General features: G+C 42.0%; 19 protein-coding genes. 15 read left to right on the forward strand and 4 right to left on the reverse strand.

The window, feature by feature from the left end:
• The first annotated feature begins 3 nt into the window (after window positions 1-3).
• The 13 genes from atpD (at window position 4) to HXT50_RS04970 (ending at window position 13595) form a co-directional block, all read left to right on the forward strand.
• The gene (gene atpD, locus HXT50_RS04910; protein ID WP_004105740.1) at window positions 4-1491 is read left to right on the forward strand and encodes a F0F1 ATP synthase subunit beta; all 1488 of its coding nucleotides are present in this window, start codon (window positions 4-6) and stop codon (window positions 1489-1491) included.
• A 2-nt stretch (window positions 1492-1493) separates the two neighbouring features.
• A complete protein-coding gene (locus tag HXT50_RS04915) occupies window positions 1494-1808 on the forward strand; it encodes a F0F1 ATP synthase subunit epsilon (protein WP_032835331.1) in 315 nt (104 codons plus the stop codon).
• Between the two features lie 893 nt (window positions 1809-2701).
• Complete coding sequence (locus tag HXT50_RS04920) at window positions 2702-2887, forward strand: antitoxin VbhA family protein (protein ID WP_004105736.1); 186 nt, start codon at window positions 2702-2704, stop codon at window positions 2885-2887.
• Window positions 2888-2907: 20 nt separating this feature from the next.
• Window positions 2908-3627: a Fic/DOC family protein gene (locus tag HXT50_RS04925; protein ID WP_421777147.1), complete on the forward strand. Its 720-nt coding sequence runs from the start codon at window positions 2908-2910 to the stop codon at window positions 3625-3627.
• A gap of 183 nt (window positions 3628-3810) precedes the next feature.
• Complete coding sequence (locus HXT50_RS04930) at window positions 3811-3963, forward strand: hypothetical protein (RefSeq protein WP_421777082.1); 153 nt, start codon at window positions 3811-3813, stop codon at window positions 3961-3963.
• A 344-nt stretch (window positions 3964-4307) separates the two neighbouring features.
• Window positions 4308-5339, forward strand: a complete 1032-nt coding sequence (locus tag HXT50_RS04935; protein WP_421777083.1) for an FAD:protein FMN transferase — start codon at window positions 4308-4310, stop codon at window positions 5337-5339.
• A gap of 256 nt (window positions 5340-5595) precedes the next feature.
• Entirely contained in the window at window positions 5596-7314 is a 1719-nt protein-coding gene (locus tag HXT50_RS04940) for an FTR1 family iron permease (RefSeq protein ID WP_064340277.1), read from the forward strand.
• A 95-nt stretch (window positions 7315-7409) separates the two neighbouring features.
• The gene (locus HXT50_RS04945) at window positions 7410-8054 is read left to right on the forward strand and encodes an iron transporter (RefSeq protein WP_004105701.1); all 645 of its coding nucleotides are present in this window, start codon (window positions 7410-7412) and stop codon (window positions 8052-8054) included.
• Between the two features lie 72 nt (window positions 8055-8126).
• Window positions 8127-9398, forward strand: a complete 1272-nt coding sequence (locus HXT50_RS04950; RefSeq protein WP_421777084.1) for a Fe-S-containing protein — start codon at window positions 8127-8129, stop codon at window positions 9396-9398.
• A 12-nt stretch (window positions 9399-9410) separates the two neighbouring features.
• The gene (locus HXT50_RS04955; protein WP_421777085.1) at window positions 9411-10745 is read left to right on the forward strand and encodes an ABC transporter permease; all 1335 of its coding nucleotides are present in this window, start codon (window positions 9411-9413) and stop codon (window positions 10743-10745) included.
• Entirely contained in the window at window positions 10735-12054 is a 1320-nt protein-coding gene (locus tag HXT50_RS04960) for an FtsX-like permease family protein (protein WP_421777086.1), read from the forward strand. The genes HXT50_RS04955 and HXT50_RS04960 overlap by 11 nt, the downstream gene beginning before the upstream one ends.
• Window positions 12055-12104: 50 nt before the next feature.
• Complete coding sequence (locus HXT50_RS04965; RefSeq protein WP_004105693.1) at window positions 12105-12950, forward strand: ABC transporter ATP-binding protein; 846 nt, start codon at window positions 12105-12107, stop codon at window positions 12948-12950.
• A 45-nt stretch (window positions 12951-12995) separates the two neighbouring features.
• A complete protein-coding gene (locus HXT50_RS04970) occupies window positions 12996-13595 on the forward strand; it encodes an FMN-binding protein (RefSeq protein ID WP_004574158.1) in 600 nt (199 codons plus the stop codon).
• A gap of 56 nt (window positions 13596-13651) precedes the next feature.
• On the opposite strand, the gene HXT50_RS04975 is transcribed toward HXT50_RS04970, so the two are convergent.
• Window positions 13652-14263 carry a hypothetical protein gene (locus HXT50_RS04975; RefSeq protein ID WP_004574157.1) on the reverse strand — a complete coding sequence of 204 codons (612 nt, stop codon included), beginning with the start codon at window positions 14261-14263 and terminating at the stop codon, window positions 13652-13654.
• Between the two features lie 193 nt (window positions 14264-14456).
• Here HXT50_RS04975 and HXT50_RS04980 point away from each other — a divergent pair, with 193 nt between their 5' ends.
• Window positions 14457-15197 (forward strand): response regulator transcription factor, encoded by a 741-nt coding sequence (locus HXT50_RS04980; protein ID WP_004574156.1) that lies wholly within the window; start codon window positions 14457-14459, stop codon window positions 15195-15197.
• The gene (locus HXT50_RS04985; protein ID WP_004574155.1) at window positions 15191-16408 is read left to right on the forward strand and encodes a histidine kinase dimerization/phosphoacceptor domain-containing protein; all 1218 of its coding nucleotides are present in this window, start codon (window positions 15191-15193) and stop codon (window positions 16406-16408) included. Before HXT50_RS04980 ends, HXT50_RS04985 begins: the two co-directional genes overlap by 7 nt.
• An 81-nt stretch (window positions 16409-16489) precedes the next feature.
• Here the strand turns inward: HXT50_RS04985 and HXT50_RS04990 are convergent, their stop codons facing one another.
• The 3 genes from HXT50_RS04990 to HXT50_RS05000 form a co-directional block, all read right to left on the reverse strand.
• Window positions 16490-16663: a hypothetical protein gene (locus HXT50_RS04990; RefSeq protein ID WP_004105682.1), complete on the reverse strand. Its 174-nt coding sequence runs from the start codon at window positions 16661-16663 to the stop codon at window positions 16490-16492.
• Window positions 16660-16953 (reverse strand): DUF2089 family protein, encoded by a 294-nt coding sequence (locus HXT50_RS04995; protein WP_421777087.1) that lies wholly within the window; start codon window positions 16951-16953, stop codon window positions 16660-16662. The genes HXT50_RS04990 and HXT50_RS04995 overlap by 4 nt, the downstream gene beginning before the upstream one ends.
• 448 nt (window positions 16954-17401) lie before the next feature.
• On the reverse strand, window positions 17402-18574 hold the full coding sequence (locus HXT50_RS05000) for an exodeoxyribonuclease V (RefSeq protein WP_004574153.1): 1173 nt from the start codon (window positions 18572-18574) through the stop codon (window positions 17402-17404).
• Window positions 18575-18589 lie beyond the last annotated feature (15 nt).

Consider the following 18589-nt stretch of genomic DNA (forward strand, 5'->3'; position numbering starts at 1 on the left):
CATATGGCTGAAAATCAGACCACAGCGCCTCCAGAAGCTGAGCAGGAGGTCGATCCAACAGCTGGTCGCGTAACCCGCGTTCAGGGTTCCGTGATTGACGTTGAATTCCCAGTCGGCTATCTGCCGGATATTTACAATGCTCTCAAAGTCGATATTGCTACCGTTGGTAACACGGAAGGTGATACCGTTCACGAGATCACGCTGGAAGTTGAGCAGCACCTTGGTGATTCGACTGTGCGTGCAGTTGCTTTAAAGCCTACTGACGGTTTGGTTCGTGGTGCTTTAGTGCGAGATACTGGCGGTCCAATCTCTGTACCTGTTGGTGACGTTACTAAGGGTCACGTGTTCGATGTTACAGGCAACATTTTGAATGCTAAGCCTGGCGAGCATATTGAAGTAACTGAGCGTTGGCCAATTCACCGTAACCCACCTGCTTTTGATCAGCTTGAGTCTAAGACTCAGATGTTCGAAACTGGTATTAAGGTTATCGATTTGCTTACCCCTTACGTTCAGGGCGGTAAAATTGGTCTGTTCGGTGGTGCAGGCGTTGGTAAAACTGTGTTGATTCAGGAAATGATTCAGCGCGTTGCACAGAATCACGGTGGTGTGTCTGTGTTTGCTGGCGTTGGCGAACGTACCCGTGAAGGTAACGATTTGATTGGCGAAATGGCTGATGCTGGCGTTTTGGAGAAAACAGCGCTTGTCTTTGGTCAGATGGATGAGCCTCCTGGGACTCGTCTTCGTGTGCCTCTTACCGCTTTGACTATGGCTGAGTACTTCCGCGATGTGCAGAATCAGGATGTGTTGCTGTTCATCGATAACATATTCCGCTTTACTCAGGCTGGTTCTGAGGTGTCCACTTTGCTGGGTCGTATGCCTTCCGCAGTTGGTTACCAGCCAAACTTGGCAGATGAAATGGGTGCATTGCAGGAGCGTATTACTTCTACGCGCGGTCATTCCATTACGTCGCTTCAGGCTATTTATGTGCCTGCAGATGATTACACTGATCCTGCACCTGCAACAACCTTTACGCACTTGGATGCAACTACTGAGCTTTCACGTGATATTGCAGCTAAGGGTATTTACCCAGCTGTGGATCCTTTGACTTCTACTTCTAGAATTTTGGATCCGCGTTACGTTGGTCAGGCTCATTATGATTGCGCAAACCGCGTTAAGGCTATTTTGCAGCGTAACAAGGAGCTTCAGGACATCATCGCTTTGATTGGTATCGATGAGCTTGGTGAGGAAGATAAGACTACTGTGAGCCGCGCTCGTAAGATTGAGCAGTTCCTTGGTCAGAACTTCTATGTGGCTGAAAAGTTCACTGGTCGTCCAGGTTCTTATGTGCCAGCAGACGAAACCATTGAGGCATTCACTCGCATTTGCGATGGTGTTTACGATGAGATTCCTGAGCAGGCATTCTCTGGTATCGGTGGCATTGATGATCTTGAGCGTCGTTGGCACGATATGCAGCAAGAGTTTGGTGCGTGATTATGTCGGAGAAGCAAGTAAAATCGCTGCACGTTAGTGTGGTGGCAGCCAGGCATCCTGTTTGGGAAGGTGACGCCAAGTTCGTGGTTATTCCTTCTGTGAATGGCGCTATGGGCGTGCTTCCTGGACATGAGGCTGTGCTTGCGTTGATTGATCACGGTTTTGTGAAGGTTGACGATTTGAAGGGTGTGCGTCACGTTTTTAAAGTGACAGACGGCTTCTTCTCTGTTGATTCTGATCATATTACTATTGCTGTTGAGCATAGTTGTAACGTTGATAAAGACGGCAACGTGCTGCCTAACGCTAAGGTGATTTAGGCTTACGTATAAGTGAAGTAAGCGAAAAGGCAGGAGTTTGGGTATCCCGAGCTCCTGCCTTTTGTTTTTGGCGCGCGTTGTAAAGTTTCTGACGTTTTTTGGTGTGTAGACGACTTTTTCTTTACTCGCGTGTAAAGTTTCTGCCGTTTTTCTGCTATTTCGCGACTGTTTCTTTACATGACTGTAAAGTTTCTGACGTTTTACAGCCTTAATCCGACCGAAACTTTACGCCGCTGTAAAGTTTCTGCCGCGCAGTGGTGCGAGGTTTGTTATGAGCTTTGGCTTGGTTTCGGTTTGAGCTTTGGTTTGGGTTTAGGCTTTGTTTTGGTTTGAGCTTTGGTTTGGGTTTAGGCTTTGGTTTGGGTTTTGGGATTGTGTTGGCGATAGTAGCAGTATCGCGCTCCAATTTGGGATCATCGTTAATTTTGTTTTCAGAATCGCAGTATGTAGTATTTTTCACTTTTGAAAATAGATGCGTATTTTCACTTTCAAAACTGTAATATTTTTTCACTTTTGAAAGTGAGTGCCTATTTGTGTTCGCGTTCGCTTGTTTGTTTTCTTGCTTGCGCTCGCGCGAAGGCTCTTTTCTTTATGCATTTTCCGATTGCGTTCTGTTTTTTGTGTTTTGCGGCTTGTGCAAATATCATCTGACTTCGCAAAATTAAAAAATTTTCAAATTTGCGAAGTGGGATTTGCTTAGTTTTAAAGTGCGTAAATCATGTTGCACCGAAACTAGTGGCGTTATGTTGCCGATGCTGGATTCGTCAAATCGCAAAATATGATGCAACAAAAATGTGTTGTAATTGAATATGCTGTAATCAAAATGTATTGCACATAGTAAAATAGTTAATAGTTGTTTTTGATTTGGGTGTGTGTGTTGGCGGGGAGAAGAAATGATTGATAAAGAAACGCAACGTAGGCGTCAAGAAAATTTGGGTCTCGCAATAGCTTCAGGCAGACTTGAAGGCAATTCGCCTTCAAAAGAGTTTCTTTATGACGCAAATCAATATGCTAAAGGTCTTATAACCAGTGACGAATTTGTTGCTAGAATGCGTTCTAGATATGGCGTAATGGATTAAGTTATTGGGTTATGTGTGTCGTGGAAACAGTTTTTGACCCTTATCTTATTCCTCACACAAGGGTATTGAAGAACAAATCTAATATAAATAATCAGATTGAATTAGATAAATATGAGAACGATGCTGTTCTCACAAGATGTTCTATTTTGTACGAAAATTTGCCGCATGCTGAAGGAACTGTTAAGCAATTGCAGTGGATTCATCATTATCTTTTCCAGGATGTTTACGATTGGGCTGGTCAGATTCGCACTATTGACATGTCTAAAGGCGGTGGCGAGCCGTTTCATCCGCTTGAATATATGGGCGTTGGAATTCGCTACTGCGAGCAAACGCTTAAAAATGATAATTTATTACAAGGTTTATCTATTGACGAGTTTATTAGTAAGCTAAGCGTAAATTACAATAATTTTAATGTTTTACACCCATTTCGTGAGGGCAATGGTAGAACGCAACGCGTTTTTTGGGATATAGTTGCGCGAGATGCTGGATACCATTTCGATTGGGGATTAATAACGCAGCGTGTTGACGACGAAGCTTCGAGCCAGGCTAAAGATACTAACAAGACAAAGCTTCTTGAAGATATGTTCCACATTATTACAAAGCCTTTGCAGGTTGAGCTTTTAGCGCAGCAGCAGTTTGCGCATCTTGTTGAAGAAGAATACGAATACGCGCCGAATGTGGCTAGTGTTTTGCAAGATAAGGATTACGCTGCGTATAAAACTCGTTACGGCATAGATTGAATCTAGCAATTATGTATCGCTATAGTGTGCAATCTAAACTTGCAAAAATACAAAGTTTGAGTTATCAATAACCTAAACTTAGGAAAAATCGAAGTTTAGGTCATGAATGACTTAAACTTGTGAAAAGTTGATTTTGTTGCGACTTCTGCTTGCGAAAAGCTTTATATTCAAGTAACTGAAAGCATGATGGATGAGTCTGTGCGCGAGCGAGAGTTAAAGCCGCTTCGGAAGATTCAGAATAATTATGAAAAGCTGGTTATTAGTTTGAGTAAGGCTTTGGACGATGATTACGACGGCATTCGTGTTGAAAACATTGTTGATTGGTTGCTTAAGTAGCGTTGTTTATTTGTTTCTTAGCTAGTTGTTATGGGTATTCATTAAAACGCGTAAATCGTGCTACGCAGAAACGAGTTGCGTTATGTTGCCAGTGCCATAAATATTTCTATAATGCGTTTTTGCAAAAATTTTGGTATAGATGAATATTTTTTGCACGCTATGCCTTCATTTTGCCAGAATGTAGGTATAGGCGAATGTTTTTGTGTGCTATGCTGCTATTTTTTAAAAATGTCGGTATAGAATGAGACTGTCTGTAAACTATGTCGACATTTTGCTGTTTTTGTTGTTTTGTTGCGGATTTTGACGAGTAACAGAGAGTTTTGACTTAGGGATTGAAGCAAGCGATGTTTGAAAATGTTACTGCGATTGCGCGCGCGCTTGGAACGGGGATTATTATCTCTAGCAGCAAGCCGATTTCGCAGCGCGTGCAGAAGCGGATTCGCGCTTTTGTTGAAGAGTATGAATCGGTGCTTTCGCGCTTTCGTGAAGATTCGCTTGTTTCGCGTATGGCTTGTGCGGAGCATGGCGGCGATTTTGAGTTTCCGTCGTGGGCTGGGTCGCTTTTTGCAATTTACGACGAGTTTTACGATGCCACTCGCGGAGCTTTCGACGCTTGTATTGGCGCGGATCTGCTTGCGCTTGGCTACGATAATTCTGTGCAATTCGTTCCGGAATCTACTGTTAGCGCGAGCGAGAATAGTGGCAGTGTCAGCGGCAGCTGGAGCAAATATCGCCGCGCTTTGCCAGTTAAGTGGGCAGATATTTCTCGAGATGACAGCGGCACAACGCTTCACACAAATCAGCCAGTGCAGCTTGATTTTGGGGCAGCTGGGAAGGGTTATTTTGTAGATCTTGTAACGAATATTCTTAAAGACGAGCTTGGTGACGATTCGCTTTCGGATTGCGATTTTTTGGTAAATGCCGGCGGTGATATGCGCGCTTGCTTTAGCGATGAAGATTACCAAATAAAAGTTGCGCTGGAAAATCCTTTTGATACAACGCAAGCAGTTGGAGTGGCATCAATTGCAAGCGGAGCGTTGTGTGCTTCGTCTGCTGCAAGAAAGCGTTGGAAAGTAAAAGACGCAAATTGCCTTGCAGACAATGCTTTTGAGTCTAATTTAATTGCGACTCACTTAATCAACGCTTTAGATGGAACTCCTGCGCAAAAACTTTCTGCAAGCTGGGCGTATATTCCTGCTAAAACTTGCGCTTTTCCAACTGCTTATGCCGACGCGCTCGCAACTGCGCTTTTTGTTTCGCAAGAAAACGATTTGCAAAAAATTGTGCAAACTGCCGGCGCTGAGTTTGTTGTAATCTCGCCAAATTATGCGCTTCGCAAAACGGCCGCCTTTCCAGCGTATTTTTTTGCTGCATAATCGCAAAAAGATTGATAATTATCGTTATCAATATCATTTTTGTAATATTTGCGTGTTTTTTGCGTAGAACTATATCAATCTACATGATATGTCGATATTATGTACCTGTGGGGCCTTTGTAATGGCAAGTTTTAGTTGGGTGCGCTCAATTTGGGGTAGAGCGCGTAGATATGCAGAAATGCGTTAACGCAAAAGGCGTAAAACGCGTGAGAAGTGCGGAATCGCAAGAAGACGCGGAAGAACGCGAGGAGATGTTATGCGCGCGTATGTAAAAGTGCGCCGAATTATTCGTGACTCGGCTGCACTGATTCTGGCTGTGTGCATGTTGGTAGGTTGCATAGTGAGTTCGTTCGCTACAACTATTCCAGCTTTTGCAACAGATGCGGATCGTTCATATACTAGCTGGACAGAAGTTTCTAAAGCAATTAATAAAGAATTGCTACAAGGTCAATCAGAATACAATAGTGGCAATAATTCTGGAGCTGCAACTCGATTTGAAGCAGCATACAATTCCGTTTATGTTGCTTCTAACATGATTACGGTTGTGCGAGATGCAATCGGGCAGAATAAAGTTCAGGCACAAACTGATCAATTCCAGCAGCTACAAACGCTTGTATACCAGCAAAATCAAGGTTCACAAATAAGTGCTGTTTCGACGGCTCTTTCAGTGGATGTTGCACAAACTGCATCTAGTCTCGATGCCAACTTAAAAGTGGATAAGCCAAATGTTTATGCACAAAAGTTGCGTGCGCAAATTAAAGCAGAGCGCAAAAAGCTTGATGCTGCAAAAAAGAAAAACCTCGGGCGCAATGGTCGTACGTGGGGTCAAGTTGCTCGAGAAATGAACGTTATTCTCGACAAGTCTGTTGCAAAATACAAGTCTGCAAAAGGTAATAAAACTCAAGTAGCATCTGCAGTTGATTTAATTAACGAAGCCTATTACCAGTATTACGAAAAGCTTGGTTTCGAGAAGAACGTGATGAATGCAATAAGCGGAAGTCGCGTTTCGACTGTCGAGTATCAATTCAAAGAGTGCCGCCAAACAATGAACAACGGCGGAACTATTGAGCAAGCTAAAAAGTTCGTAACGGATCTTAAAGCGATGCTTATTGAAGACGCAGCAAAATTAGACAAAGGCGCATCTTCAAGCGCAAATCCATTTATGCAATTCATAACTAGCTCATTCGGTCAGGCTTTCGTAATTTTGCTTCGTGAAGGTTTGGAAGCGTTGCTAGTTGTTGCAGCAATTATTGCTTACCTTGTTAAATCCGGTCACAAGAATATGGTGAAGTATATTTACCTAGGTATTGCGGCTGGAATTGTGGCATCTCTTGCTGTAGCTGCACTATTCGGCTTGCTATTTAATGGTTCTGGTCCGCAGCAGGAGATTACAGAAGGCGTTGTTGCATTGTTCGCAATGCTTATGCTGCTTTACACGAGTAATTGGATGATTTCTAGATCTTCAGTGCAAGCATGGAATAAGTATATTAGTGAGCAAACAACGGCAGCAGTTTCTAAGGGAAGTTTGGTTTCTTTAGTGTTATTGAGTTTCCTTGCGGTGTTCCGCGAAGGTGCTGAAACTGTAATCTTCTATCAAGCAATCTTTGCAGTTTCAAACGGAGCTGACTCTATGATTTGGGGAGGCTTCATTTCCGCTGCTGCAGTTCTTGTAGTGATATTCTTGCTGATTCGTTTCGCATCTGTGCGCATACCAATTCGCCCATTCTTTACTGGAACAAGCGCTCTTATGTCTGTTCTCGTAGTAATTTTTGCGGGCGGTGGCGTGCACGCGTTAATCGAGGGCGATGCTCTCGAAGGAATGTATATTCAAGGCTTGCCAACTAACGATTGGCTTGGGTTCTATCCGTATGTTGAGACGATTGTTGCTCAAATTGTGGCAGCAATTGTTGTGATTTCACTGCTTTGCGTATCTATTGCGCGAAGTCGTGGGAAACGCGCGATAGAAAATAAATAAGCAAAACAACAAATAACCAACTAATAAATAATTAATAAACAACCAATAACAACAATTAAATAAAAATAACTAACAACAAACACAGAAGGTTAGATATGAAGAATAATAAAATGACAGCAATTGCAGCTTTAGCTCTTGCTGGACTGCTTGCGCTCGCTGGATGCGGTTCCAATGGCAATTCAGCTAAAACTGATGCTAAGTCACAAGCAACCGAGCAGAAGTCTGATAACAAGTCCGACGACAAGGGCGGCGATAAGGGCTTTGAGGAGGTTCCAGTTGGTCCTCACCAAGATCAGAACATTGGACCTCTTACTATTGGTGCCGTGTACTTCCAGCCAGTTGATATGCTCCCAGCCGGTATGGGTTTGAAGGCAAGTGAAGCAAGCTTCCACCTTGAAGCCGATATCCACGCTAACCAAAAAGGTACAAAGCTTGGCTACGGTAAGGGCGAGTTCATTCCAGATTTGACTGTGAATTATGAGATTGTCGATAAGGCAAGCGGTGAATCCGTTGGCAAGGGTACTTTTATGCAGATGAACGCTTCCGATGGCCCTCACTACGGTGCAAACGTTAAGCTTGACAAGGCTGGAAATTACAAGCTCGTGCTTTCTATTGAATCCCCAGAAAAGAAGGGTTGGATGCTTCACGTCGATCCTGCTACCGGCGTAACCGGTCGCTTCTGGACTGAGCCAATTAAGGCAACCTTCGACGATTGGAAGTACACTCCTCGTCAGTGGTAGTGATAGCTAGTTAATAATTAGCGATTAATTAATAATTTTAGTAAATAATAAGTAACAGCAAAGGAGGGAGTTATGCTCAGACTGTTTGTGGCAGTTATGCCTGGGCTGCTCCCTCTTACGCTACTCACAATGGGATTAAGCACATCGCTCACTGTTGGCGAGGGGCGAGATAAGCCTCTAAGCGCACGTTGGAGATTGTATGGGCTGTCTGCAGGCACAGTTGCAGCTCTTATTTTTGCTATACTTCGCGCATCTGTGGTCATTAATCAGCGAAACTTTATTAATATGCCGGCGTTGTGCATTGCAGTTCCGCTTGATATTGCTGCAATTATTGTGGTTATCTTTTCACACAAAATAGTAAGAAATTGGCGTAATTGCCCGCTTTTAATGCACATAAGTAACGCAATTGGTGCATGTTGCTTAGCGTTTACTGTGTTTTATGCTTTGCCAGATGTTATTTTGCAGCTTACTATCTTCGTGGATTCAAGCACTCCGCCTTTTACATCAGACATGTTGCTTCGAGCGCTTGGTTTTGTGCTTGGAGTTATTGCTGCTATTTGCTTAAGCCTTATGGTTCGTTCTTTGCGCACTACATCTAACGCGATTTCTTTCAATATCGCTGTAGTTTTAAGCATGATTATTTTGCTAGTGCAGCACATAACTTCACTTTTGCAGATTATGCAAGGAAGCATTCTGCTTTATATGGATGACTTTTCTTTCAGCGTGCTTGTTTGGCTAATTAATAACGCTCCGTTAATGATTATGGCGCAAATTAGCGTGTTTATGATTCCTGCTGCTGCATCCGTAATAATCGGCTTTAAAACGGCTGTAGTTGGTGAAAATGCTGCAGAAATTCGCACGAAGCGAGCGTTTAAAAGGAAATCTCGAAAGTCTGCGCTCGCAGCTCTTTTGGCTGCTATCACAGTAATACTTACGCTTACTGTAGGCGTATCTATTATGAATATTAAACCAACTCTTACGCCTCCAGAACCGTACGAATTGCACGATGGTGTTGCGACTATTAATTACGTTCAAGTTTCAGATGGTCATTTGCATCGCTTCCAATACAAAGCAAAAGACGGCACTGTTATGCGCTTTATAATCATTAAAAAGAATGGTGGAGCGTATGGCGTTGGCTTGGATGCTTGCGAAAACTGTGGAGATGCAGGCTACTATGAAAAAGACGGTAAGATTATTTGCCGTAAATGTGACGTAGCAATTAATTTGGCAACTATCGGTTTTAAAGGTGGTTGCAATCCGATTCCGTTCCCGTATAAGGCTGGGCATGGCAAAATCACAATTCATACTGCTGATTTAGACGTGCTCAGTTCGCATTTTAAGTAAGGGAGAGTTGCTATGTTTATGATGCGCATGGTTGCTCGATCTCTTGTGCGGCAATTGAAAAAGCGTGTGTTAATTGCGCTCGTAGTGTGCTTAAGCGCGTGCGTTAGCGTGTCAATGCTTAGCGTTGTGTATGACGTTGGAGACAAAATTAACGCAGAGCTTAGTTCATATGGTTCGAATATTGTGGTTCAGCCAAAATCTAGCGCTGTTGTAAATGATTTGTATGCTTCTCGCGAGCAGATTGATACTAATGGTTCTGGGAGTTTAAAGGCTGCGGAAAGTCACGAGTCTACTGCTTCGCTAAAAGAATCTGATGCTGCAAAAATAAAAATGATTTTCTGGGCGTTTAATATCACTAATTTTGCGCCGAAAATAAAAGTTCACGCAAATCTTGAAGCGAAATCTTCTGGCGATTTGGTAGTGCCTATTATTGGAACTTGGTTTAATCGTAAGCTTGCGCTCGCTTCCGGGGAAACAACGGTTGTTGGTGTTAGGGGTTTGCGCTCTTGGTGGAAGATTAATGCAGGTCGTTGGGCAAAAGATAATAAATCTGAGGCAATGGTAGGTGCGCAGCTAGCTGAGCATTTGCACTTAAAAATTGGTCAGCGTTTGCGTTTGATTCGTGACGGGCGCGAGGTTTCGTTGCGCTTGGTTGGCGTATACGATTCTGGCGACGACGATAATAACGCAATCTACGCAAGTTCTAGCGATGCTCAAAGCCTTGCAAATAAGCCGAATAAGGTTGATTCGATTGAAGTAAAGGCGCTTACTACTCCTGAAAATGATTTAGCGCGAAAGGCTGCTAAAAATCCGGCAGCGCTCAGCCAGGAAGAGTGGGAAACTTGGTATTGCACGGCTTACCCGAGTTCGATTACTTACCAAATTGAGGAGGTAATTCCTGGAGCTGTTGCAAAGCAGGTTCGTCAAGTTGCAGCTCTTCAGGGTAACGTATTAAATAAGACGCGCGCTGTTATGGTTTTGATGACTGCGTTAAGTTTAATTGCTGCGGCTGTTGCTGTGGCGAATCTTATGGCTGCTTCAATTTCTGAGCGTTCCGGTGAGCTTGCATTGCTTAAGGCTTTGGGTGCGCGTGATGGTGCTGTTGCTCGTCTTATGCTTATGGAAACTGCGGTTATTGCGTTTGGTGGAGCGTTACTCGGCATGGCTTTGGGATTTGCAGTGGCGCAGATTATTGGTTTTACAGTGTTCGACTCTGCGATTTTGTTCCGACCGATGGTATTTGTTCTGGTGTTCGTGCTGCTTGCGTTGACTGTGCTTGCGGCTGCAGGCTCGTCGATTCGTTCGATTTTGAGTGTGCGTCCTGCGGAGGTGCTTCATGGCAGGTAAATCTTATATGACTTCCAACAATTCTATGTTTATTACCATGCTATTTAGCGCGGTATTTCGTAGAAAATCGCGTGCTTTGATGGCTGTTATTGCAACGCTTGTTGGTGCTGCCACGCTGTTTTGTTTAGCTGCAATCTGCCTTGTTGTGCCTCAGCAAATGAGCGATGAAATGCGTGCGTATGGAGCGAATATTATCGTAACTCCAATTGAGGGCGAGTGGAAAAACGGTATTGATCGCGCAATGGTTTTGCACACAAATGATATGGTTCTTGCAAAAGGTGCTATGCGCTCTGCTACGTATCGTTACGAAAACGTGCGTATTAACGCAGCTCCGTATGTTTTAGCAGGAATAGACGTTCGTCCAGTAAAGTCGCTTAATAAGCATTGGAATGTAGACGGCTCTTGGCCTAGCAGTGGAAATGTTATGGTTGGGCGAGATGTAGCTCTTGCGATGGGCTTAAAAATAGGCTCTCGAATTGCGATTGCGTATAGATCTTCAGATAATGCTGCCGGCTCGCATAAGCCAGCAGAGAAGTCTGAAAATAAGGCTGCAAATAAATCTGCAGATAAACCAGCGCAAAATTCTGTTGCAAATTCTTCAGAAGAATCTGCACAAAATTCATCTCAACAAAAGCTCGTTGAAGGCAGAGTCTCAACAGATATTATGGATACTCACGGCACAACTTTCCGCGTTTGTGGCATTTTGGACACAGGCGGCGCAGAGGATTCCATGTTATATGCGCTAAACGCAGATGTAAATTCTCTTACAGGAGTTAAGCGTGGTACGGATGTTATTGCTTACTCGTCTTCTGCTCCTAGCGTTGATGCTGTTGTGAGAAGTATTAACGACATGACTTCTATGCGTGTGCGTGCTCAGCAAGTTACTAAAGTTACTGCTGCTGACACTGGTATTATCACTATGCTTCGCAGCCTGTTCTGCATTGTGTCGTTAGTTGTTCTAGTTTTGATGATGGTTGGTGTGAGCACTACTATTTCTTCGATTGTGCAGCAGCGTCGAAACGAAATTGGTTTGCGCAAAGCTTTGGGTGCGAGTGCACGGAGTATTGGCGTGGAGTTTACTGCTGAAGCTGGATTATATGGCTTCGTTGGTGGCGTTGCTGGTACCGCAGTAGGGTATGTGTTTGCACGTTTGCTTGCAGCAATGGTGTTCTCTAGAGATTTGGGCGTGAATTGGTGGCTTGTTGCGTTCTCGGTGGCGTTTAGCATTATTGCATCTTGCGTTGCTGCGTTGCCGCCTGTTTTGCGCGCTTCAAAGATCGATCCGGCGATTGTGCTTCGAGAAGAATAATTTTAAGCGTAAATTTAGAGATTGTTTAAGATTTGAGTTAAGGATTTAATATGACAGAGAATGTAGAAAATAAGTTGGAAGGCGCGGAGTCTAAACCAAAAATGCTGTTGACTTTGGATCATATTTCCAAGATTTACGGATCTCTTCGCGCGGTTGACGATTTGTCGCTTACTGTGCCAGAAGGCGAGTGGCTTTCTATTGTTGGCTCGAGTGGCTCTGGCAAAACAACACTTATGAACATTATTGGCTGCATGGATTCGCCTTCCAAGGGTTCCGTGTCTTTGCAAGGTCGCAAACTTGAGGATTTGAATGCCGGTCAGCTTGCTGACGTTCGTAAAAACGTAATTGGCTTAGTTTTTCAAAAGTTTTATCTTGTGCCGCATTTAACGGCAGTTGAAAACGTGATGGTTGCGCAATACTATCATTCTGTTGTTGACGAAGCTCAGGCAATGGATGCTTTGGATCGAGTTGGCTTGAAGGACCGCGCTCACCATTTACCAAGCCAGCTTTCTGGCGGCGAGCAGCAGCGTGTGTGCGTTGCTCGCGCGCTTATTAACTGTCCGAAGTTGCTGCTTGCGGATGAGCCGACTGGTAATTTGGATGAAAAAAATGAGCAGATTGTGCTCGATTTGTTTAAGCAGCTGCACAATCAAGGGACTACGATTATTGTTGTAACTCACGATTCTCTGGTTGCTCAATGCGCGGATCGCGAAATTATGCTTAATCACGGTGTGCTTGTTGGTGAGCGTTGGAATAATGAGAGTGCGCGCAAAGCGTACGAGGCGATTGGTGGCAAGCCTGCGTTTACGAGTGCTCACGTTGATGAAAGTGTTGTGGAAGCTTTGCAAGACCATGAGCCTACTAAGTCGCCTAAATTAGCGAATTTAGATGATTAGTTGCGCAAGATTTTAAAATATACAAGATTTAAAGGCGATGATTTTATGATTTCAGATAATATGTTTCACGATGTTTCACGCGATGATTTGAAATCCAAAAAAGTTGCAAAAACCGTTGCTACGCTTGCAATTGTAGCTGCATCTTCTGCTATGTTGTCGGCTTGCGGTGAACCTAGTGCTGTGCCAATGAATGATGAGTTTGCTGGCAATTCTGGTCAGAGTGCAGATGATGGTGGTAATCCTTCAGGCAAGTACAATGCTGGTGCTCAGCAATCTAAGTCTTCAGCTCAAAGTGAAGATTCTGGGGATTCTAAAAACCAGTCTAAAACTGATACTGGCAATTACAAAGATGGTGACTATAAAGTCAAATCCACGTATGGTCCGGTTTCAGAAGACAGTTTTGATGTACGCTTAAGCGTTGCAAATGGAAATGTTAGCGATGTGCAAATAACGCCTCATCCGTTTACGCCGATTTCAAGAGGTCATATGGATGCATTTTCAAAGGCTATACCTGGAAAAATTGTTGGAAAGTCGTTGAAAAATTTGCATATTTCGGTTGTTGCTGGAGCAAGTTGGACTAGCGATGCCTTCAACAAAGCGCTTGATGTTGCTCGCCAAGAGGCCTCAATTCAATCCGTGCAATAAATGTACTCAAAAGTTAGTGCTCAACGTAATGGTAGATTGCCAATAAGCTTAAATCCTTAAAAATCGCTTTTATCCGTAGGGTGCCCTTGTGGGCGCTTTATGACTCGACACAAAATCACTAATGCTAAGACACCATTTGCAATTCCGTAGTAATAAATCCAAGGAACGTGAATAAGCCCACAAATAAAGCATGTAATAATATTTGTTAAATTATTTGAGTAATTGTTAAGTATTTGCTTATTTTGCAATTCGACTTTTTTGCGTTTTAGTGCGACAACTTTGTTTTCTTCGGCACTTTCGCTTTTGTCGTTTTCTGAGCCGTAGCTGTTTTTAACATTGTTGTCATAGTTATCGCAATTATCGCAGCTATCGTAATTTTCAGTATCGCAAGCTTTTTCGCTGCCTGTGCTCTTAAGTTCACTATCTCTACTTATACTGTTAGTGTTATCGCTATCAAGCTCAGCTATATTATTTGTGTTACTTGCATTTTCGCCTTCAAGAACATTCTTGCGCAAGAAAAAATATGCATAAGAATACATTGCAACAGAAAGAAGTCCTAAAACAAGCCACAAAACAAAAAAGCCAAAACTACGCATAAAAGCAGCTGCCGAGGCAAACGCCATCGCAGCTACTTCTGCGGAGTGCAATACTACTAATCGTTTTGTCATATAATCCTGCTGCAATCATTATTGAAAATGAGTTTTCAACGCAACCAAAAGTCGCATACTGTCACTTATTATAATCACATTTGACTTACATGCATTACTTGTAATCATTTCTTGCTACACAATTTGCTCTATTTTGTGCGCACTTATAAAGTAAAATATAAGAAAAGTAGCGTGAAATTGCAAGAAAGCCATTATGCAAAAAACGTATGCAATAGTAGATAACGACCCATTAGTTTTAGCGGTTATGCGAAACGTGCTCAGCAAGCTTTTGCCAAGCGAGTACGCGTGCAAATGGTGCGTAAAATCTGGAGCGCAAGCTTTGGAATACTGCCAAGTAGCAAAAACTACTCCGGATTATATTTTGATTGATATGTCAATGAAAGACATGTCTGGAGTAGACGTAATACGCGCAATTCGTGAGAAAAACAATAGCATTATTTTAATTGGTATGACTTCGTATGACTGCAGATCCTATGCTTCGTCAGTAGCGCAAGTTGGTGGGCAGGCAATGGTTGCTAAAGACAATTTCAAAGGGCTAGCAGAAGCTTTGCAATATTGCGATAATCAGCACGTGTATGGCTGCCGTTGCGTTAAAGACGTTGCTTACGATTTTGCTACACCGCAAGAATCTTTTATTAGGCTTTCTAAATCAAGATCGCGTAGCGTTTTGCCGCCTCAAGAACTAAAAATCATGGATCTGCTTGCTAAAGGCTACACAACGAATCAGATTGCGGCTCAACTTGGTCTTATGCCAAACACTATTAACACGCATATTCATAGAATTTACAAAAAATTGCATGTTTCTAACCGAGTGCAAGCAATATCCGCATTTGCTGCAATGCAAAATCGTGAGCAAAATAGCAATCTGTCGTATGCTTATAATTCGCCGCAGAATCATCCGAATTTTTTGCAAGAAACGGATAGTGCATGTTAATGAACACATTTTCGCGCGTTATTGAGTTGGTTAAAAGCTGGAAAATTCAGCGAACTTTATTCATAATATTGGCGATTCTTGTAGTATCAATGGACGTGCAATCTTGCAATACAGCTGGGTTGTGGCACAATCCATTACAATCTGCGTGCCAATACGTTTGGATGTTTGCAACTTTTCTTATGATTGCTTTTCCGCGTCAAATATCACTCGTAACTCCGATTTTTTATTGCGTAACGTTAGCAGTACCAGGCGTAAATGCAACTTGTGTGCTTTTTGCGCTGCTCGCTGGCATGCTTGTTGCAGGCTTTTACGATTCGTGGAAGTATTTGCTTTGCGCTTACATAGTTTCGCTTAATATTATGTACTTTGCAAAAATGGCGTACATTCCGCTTACTTTTCCTTGTTTTGTTCTTATTTCTATGATTTGTGGCTACGCTTTGCGCAAATATTTGAACATGTTGGAAGAAAATAATCGCGCAAAAATGGATATTGTACGGAGTAAGTTCCAGTCTTATATTGCGTCTGTTGCGTTGCAATTGCATGACGATGTGAACAATGAGATTACTGATATTACGTTGCTTGCGACGGATGCTTTATATGTTGAGAACAATGAACATACAAAAGAATCGTTAGAGCAGATTATTGAACATTCGCGTAATGCACTTTCCAAAGCGAGACTTGTTATCAGCCTGCTTGAGCAAGCTGAACAAAAGTATGATGATTCTTTAGATTCAAATATTGCTAGTACGCAGTTTGTTTATAGTTCTAATAACAATGATTGCATGAATTTGACTGATCTTTTATGCAATATTCGTGCGCGTTTACAGGCTGAACGGCAAATTTGTGAGCAGCTTGGGTACTATGGCTCTTTAATAGTGGTTGATAAAAGTTCGGGGAGTGGTGATTTTGCTGCATCTGCAACTGTTAGTACTGAAAAAGCTCAATGTGCTATTCGCATGTGCAGCGAGTTGCTTACTAATATTCGCAAGCATTGCAATACTAGCGTTGACTTTTCTATGAACGTTACTGTTGATGAGCGAGAATGCAAAATAATGTGCATGAATTCGTTGTCGAATAAGTTTGGTGGAAGGCTTGTTTTTGGCAAAGGGTTACTATTCCACAAAAAATCTGTGGAACGTTTAGGTGGATCTTTAAACGCGCAAAAAGATGATGACACTTGGCTGGTCAATGTTGTTATTCCACTAAACTAGCAGTACTTAAACTCTCGAGTTATCGTGGCAGTTTTTGCGAATTTTGCAATTTTTGCCACGATAACGTGTGATTTTTGTGTTTTATAAGTCTTGTAATACAATTCTTTTATCTTCTGCAGACTGCTTAGATGACTTATCGTCTTTTTTAAGAGAATGCGCATATCGAATAAGACTTCTTGCAATAAAGAACACTAATACGCATATAACAAGTGCAATAAGAATGTCAATTATTGGACCAAATAATGCATAGCTCATGATTCATCCTTTCTTTTTCTATATTCGTTTATGAGTGTTCGAGCTGTGTCAACATCGTATTTATCGTCAATAGCAAGACTCTTTACTAAAAGAACGAACGGGTCTTCTGGTTCATTGTCGCTTATGTGCAGCTTTTCAATGAGCCGGTTAAGCCTGATTCTCATCGTTGGGTAAGAGACTTGATACATTTGCGACATTTCTTTTAACGATCCAGACGATAATACAAAGTTCCTTATAAACGACATATCTTCGTCTGTGAGATTAGCCATCCATTTTGGAATATGATCCATATCACCCCTTTCGTCAACCTATAAAACTTTAATTAAATTAAACTTTTATTAAAAATATTAAAGTTGTTATATGAGTTTGTCAAGAATAAACATGAGAGATATGACACAAAGCGGCATTTTTATGTCGCCAAAATTGTCGCTTTGTCGCCAATGGATACAAAATTTAGTCATTTTGCTTAGAGCTAAGAACGTTCAATAAGTTTATAATTTCATCAAGTTCGCTTGAAAATGTTATTCCTTTTGTATAACTATATTTTTTAAGCAAGTTATCGTGGCAAAAATTGCAAATCTTACAAAAACTGCCACGATAACGTGTATGACATAGCAACGAAACAGCATTCTGCATTGCAAATTAACCGCTTACTTGCATCTTCTGTGCAAAGCTTCGTCCAAATACTCGATTAAAACGTGTCCAAATACTCGATTAAAGCGCAAGAAAGCACAATGACTATTTCTCTACATGAAGTGGAACATGTACATTAATAATCCACGAATCGCCATCTTCAATAACTTTAAAAGTTCCGCCAACTCGTTCCGCAAGCATCTTATGAAAACGCAGTCCATATCCTAATTGCAAGTTAGCAAGAACGCCTCGTTGCGCACTATTTATACACGTAATATGACATTCATGGTCATTAAGCATTACATTCATGGCGTATTCTTTAGGTTTTGCAGCATGCTTTTTTACGTTCGCAAGCAGTTCTCGGCAAATATACTCAATCTGAGCACATTCTTCAAAAGGCAAATGTGCTGATCTCGAATTTTCAGTAGCTAAATCACTACTCAAGTCAATGGAACCAATATAGTCAAGCTTTTCAAATGACTTTTGTTCACAGTCAAATAAAACACGTAAGCCTGTGCAAAAATCTTTATAAAATGTAGTCGATTGCATAACATCGCCAGTGCTTGCAGTTGTAGCATTGTCAAGAAGAGAAATAATATTACGTGCTCTATGAACAGTTGTAGTAGCACGTTGAAGAATCTCTCGCGAATTTTCATGCTCTTGGTCATGAGTTGTTTGAGGTTCAATAGATTGTTGAGCTATCATCATAATGCTGGAAAGCTCATTAGTTACTTCATCGTGCATGCGAATTGCTGCAATAGTGGCATATTTTTGAAAAATGTTGTAACGCTGTGCAAATAACTGTTCCTGCTGTTGGTGAATAGTGGAAATATAGTATTTTACGATTGCGCTAGAAATAAGAGTGATAAGAAGCCACCACGCTAACACATAAGCGTTTTGAAAATCGCAGATAATAAAGAACCATGAAGAAACTCCGCAAGAAGAAAGCACAGTGTACCAAGGTTGAGTAATTACAGCAATTGCTAAACAAATCAATATGGTAAGCATCATAGATGAGTAGTTGATATTTGGCGCAATAATTACCAACGGCATCCAAATAAGCACAATAAAAGATGCTTTACGAGGCCATATTGCAATACATAAGCAGATTACAATCCATACTATTTCAACCGTAATTGCATGCCAATTAGAGTAGTAATGAAGATTATTATAGGAACAAATTTCAAGAATCAAAGTACAACTTATGATTGCGCCAATTCCAATTTTCTGCCAGGCATCATGCGGCAAAAAATTGATCATACGCGTTAATAATTTCATAACTACCTACTTTTA

Origin of the sequence: Gardnerella sp. KA00243, from assembly GCF_049244105.1 — a bacterium.
GTDB classification, from domain to species: Bacteria; Actinomycetota; Actinomycetes; order Actinomycetales; family Bifidobacteriaceae; genus Bifidobacterium; species Bifidobacterium leopoldii.